Annotated in this window: 3 protein-coding genes; all 3 read right to left on the bottom strand. The window is 51.4% G+C overall.

Going from position 1 to position 3,906, the window contains the following annotated elements:
- Positions 1–50 precede the first annotated feature (50 nt).
- The 3 genes from NGM62_RS21600 to pckA all read right to left on the bottom strand — a co-directional run bounded on the left by NGM62_RS21600 (position 51) and on the right by pckA (position 3,645).
- Positions 51–698 (bottom strand): carbohydrate-binding family 9-like protein, encoded by a 648-nt coding sequence (locus tag NGM62_RS21600; RefSeq protein ID WP_262250380.1) that lies wholly within the window; start codon positions 696–698, stop codon positions 51–53.
- A gap of 17 nt (positions 699–715) precedes the next feature.
- Positions 716–1,858 carry a phosphotransferase enzyme family protein gene (locus NGM62_RS21595; RefSeq protein ID WP_262250379.1) on the bottom strand — a complete coding sequence of 381 codons (1,143 nt, stop codon included), beginning with the start codon at positions 1,856–1,858 and terminating at the stop codon, positions 716–718.
- A gap of 170 nt (positions 1,859–2,028) precedes the next feature.
- Complete coding sequence (pckA, locus tag NGM62_RS21590; RefSeq protein ID WP_262250378.1) at positions 2,029–3,645, bottom strand: phosphoenolpyruvate carboxykinase (ATP); 1,617 nt, start codon at positions 3,643–3,645, stop codon at positions 2,029–2,031.
- Between the last annotated feature and the right edge of the window lie 261 nt (positions 3,646–3,906).

Here is a 3,906-nt window from a genome sequence, read left to right as displayed (position 1 = left end):
ATTGACTTCAAAAAAGAAATATTGGGCTTTTTAAGGGTTGACTATATAGTTTATTGGAACACCAGTTCACCGAAATACTGGGGCAGGTGAAAATCAGGTGTGGGGTTATCGATAGGGCTCCACGCCACGTAATGCGGCTCGGGGAGGTCGTCGCCACATTTGTAGAAATTTCCCCTACACCGCATACCGGCCAGCGATTTGATTGCATCGGCCTCAAATACGGTATAGGGAATGGTCAGCATCAGCCGCCACTCTGTATCGCCGTTTTCCAATTTTTCAGGCGAAATGCTGCTATATGCTTTCACCTGTTCGATTGTTTCATTTGGCAACCGCCTCCGCTCGGCCCGCCGTGCCGGCCCATACCCAATCAGCGTGGTCCCGATACAGTTGAATTCCAGATTATAATAATTCGACCCGTCTACCGAAAGGAAAAACTCTACGCAACTGTCTTTGTAGACAGGGTCGTTGGTCTGTTTATACACCGCCACCACATGCTTCTCTTGCACCTCATAATACAGAAGGATCCCCATGGTGGTATGCGCAATCTTGACGTGAACCAGCGGCCGGTAGGGATAAGCCTGGCCCCACGGCACTTCGCGCAGCTCTGTGGCTGCCAACGGCGCCATGGCTGCCAACAGCTCCTCGGCGGTGGTATGCGGGGTGATTCCTTCCAGAAAGGGGACAGTTAGTGTATTCATGTCTGAATTCCGATGGGTTAGCTGCGCTGCAATTGGTAACGATTGGCCACATGGCCGACGATATCACGCAATTCCTGCTCGTGAGCTTCCAGCTCCCCCACCAGCTTGAGCTGGGCCCGCGTGCGCTGTAAATTATGATTGGCGTGGTGTACCTTATAATAGTGGTCACCTTCCAGGAAGTCGGTGAGGAACCGCACCGCCTGCATATACGGAAAGAGGAATATGCCCTCCATCAACGAGCTGACCTCATCAGCAGTCAAAAAATAATGGGCTTCTTCGAAGTACCCTTCGGCGTACGCTTCAAAAAGCGGGATATTGAGCTGGATTTTATCCAGATCGGCCTCATCTTCCGCAGCACTATTGATAATGGTCCGGATGGCGTCGCCGAAATCGTAGGCCACATAGCCGGGCATTACGGTATCCAAATCGATCACACATTGTGCCCGGTCGTTGGCATCGAGCAATACGTTATTGAATTTGGTATCGTTGTGTGTAATCCGTATGGGTAGCCGGCCCTGGGCGGCCATATCCAGGATGGCATGCATACGCTGCTGCCTTCCGTCGACAAACGCCAATTCATCGTGCACCAACCCAACCCGCCCCACGGTATCGGCAGCGACGGCACGGCCCAATTGCCCCAGCCGGTTTCCGATGTGGTGGAAATCGGGCAGCACCTCATGAATAAGATTGACATCCAAATCGGCCAGCAGCCTTTGGAACTGGCCGAATGCGCGCCCCCCTTCCCGCGCCTGCTGCGGAGTCTCCACGATATCGTAGCTGCGCGTGCCATCAAGCAAGATAAACATCCGCCAGAAATTCCCTCCTTCATCCTGGAAATACGGTTGCGCGCGCTTGGTCGGTATCAATGTCAGCACACGCCTATCGAGGTCTCTACCCTCCGCATCCGCAAACTCCGCAGCATAGCGCACCTTCAAATGGTCGGTTACCCGTTGGATGTTTTGCATCACGGCCGGCACGTCCTTAAAGACGTGGTGATTCACCCGTTGGAGCAAATAACGCTTCGTGCCCCGTTCGTCGGTCTCCACACTAAATGTATCGTTGATATGCCCCGACCCGAAGGGCGAAACTTTTACAACTCCACCTTTAACATCAAATTCGCCTGCCAGCGTGGCCAACTGCTCTGGATTAAAATCATTCATAAAGATAAACCGGTGTTTACTGTTTAACTGACCCGCAATATGCAAATTAGCGTACGAATAACCTTATCATTTTGTCAAACAATCGTTTGCGCTATTTTGAAATTATTTTCAGGTCCGTAAAAAAGGCCCCTAGAAGATTCCGAGGGGCCTTACGTGGATTCATTAAACAATCAAAACATCGAGGCAGATTCCATTATTACCGGCGACGCATCCAGCACGTCTTTGCTTACACCATCGCCGTACCGCTTGAAATTATCGATAAAACGGCCTGCCAGTTGGTTGGCTTTTGCATAGTATGCACACGCATCGGGCCACAGTTGCACCGGGTCGAGCACGGCCTCCGGCACACCGGGGCAATCCGTGGGGTAACGGAGTCCAAACACCGGGTGTGTACGGAACGTCGATTCTTTCAATACGCCGCTCAATGCCGCTTTGATGATAGCCCTGGTGTATGCTAGCTTGATACGCCGCCCCACGCCATACGGGCCTGCTATCCAGCCTGTGTTGACCAGCCATACATTGATGGCGCTACCCGCCAAGCGCTCCCGGAGCAGCTCGGCGTAATGCGCCGGGTGCAAAGGCAGGAATGCCTCACCGAAGCAGGCCGAGAAAACCGCTTTTGGCTCTTTGATACCATCCTCGGTGCCGGCCACCTTGGCGGTATAGCCCGACATGAAATGATACATCGCCTGGGTGGTAGACAGCAGCGACACCGGTGGTAATACACCGAACGCATCGGCCGTAAGGAAGAAGATATCCCTTGGTGCAGACGCTTGCCCCAGCGTTACACTGCCTAGAATATGGTGGATGGGATACGCTACGCGGGTATTTTCCGTTTTGGAAACATCGTCGTAATCTGGTAGGCGCGTGCCCGGAACATAACGGATATTCTCCACGAGCGCGCCAAAGCGTACGGCCCGGAAAATTTCAGGCTCCCTGGCTTCGTCCAACCCGACGCATTTGGCGTAGCACCCACCTTCGAAGTTGAAAATGCCGTTGTCGCTCCATCCATGCTCGTCGTCGCCCACCAGCATCCTGTCCCGGTCGGCAGATAGCGTTGTCTTGCCCGTACCCGACAGGCCGAAAAACAACGCGGTATGCCCGGCTGTATCGGTATTGGCTGCACAATGCATAGACAGCACCCGCTTTTGTAATGGAAGTATGAAATTCATTACCGAAAAGATACCTTTCTTTATTTCACCGGTATAGCCCGTACCGGCGATGAGCACCACCTGCTGCGTGAAATTGATGATGACGAAATTGGGATGGTGCAAACCATATCGAGCAGGGTCGGGACACGTATAGCCGGGGGCCGCGAGGATAGACCATTCGGGCCTGGCGGCCGGATCGGTCGACGCCGGCCGGATGAAAAGGTTGTTGACGAACACATTTTGGTAAGCCGTTTCGGTAACCACCCTGATACTGATACTGTAATCGGGGTCGGCCCCGGCTTGCGCATCACGGACAAAGATGTCCCGACCACTTAGGTAGGCACCTACTGCTTCAAACAGATGGTCAAACGACGCCTTGGATATCCGCTGGTTGACGTCACCCCACCATACGGTATTTTCCGTTAACTCATCCGCGACAATGAAACGGTCGCCGGGAGTACGCCCCGTGAAACGGCCTGTATCTGCGGCCAATGCACCAGACTCGGAAAGGCTCCCCTCACCGTTAATCACCGCGTGTTCTACCAGCTCTGCCACGCTTTTTTGATAGTGTACATTATTTGCTCTTTTAATAAAGAGGTAATTTAGCTCCGGAATAGCTTTTTTTGAAGTAATCATAGCTATAATGAATCATTTTTGTAAATATACGCTGCAAATGTAGGGATTAAAAATCTATAAAATAAAGTTAAATCTACTGTAAATCAGACTATTGTATAATATACACTAAGGTAACATACTGACTAATAATACAATTTATCGTTTTAGCCTAATTACAATAAAAATATCGAGCTCTTTTGTGCAAACGTTTGATACAGGGCATTTGTATTTTTTGTGCAGGGCAACCGCATTTAAAAATATCCGAGTATTTGCTCCCTGAAT

Source organism: Parapedobacter soli (assembly GCF_025460835.1).
GTDB lineage: Bacteria > Bacteroidota > Bacteroidia > Sphingobacteriales > Sphingobacteriaceae > Parapedobacter > Parapedobacter soli.
Note: the sequence above shows the minus strand (reverse complement) of the source record. Positions and strands in the feature narration are given on the sequence as shown.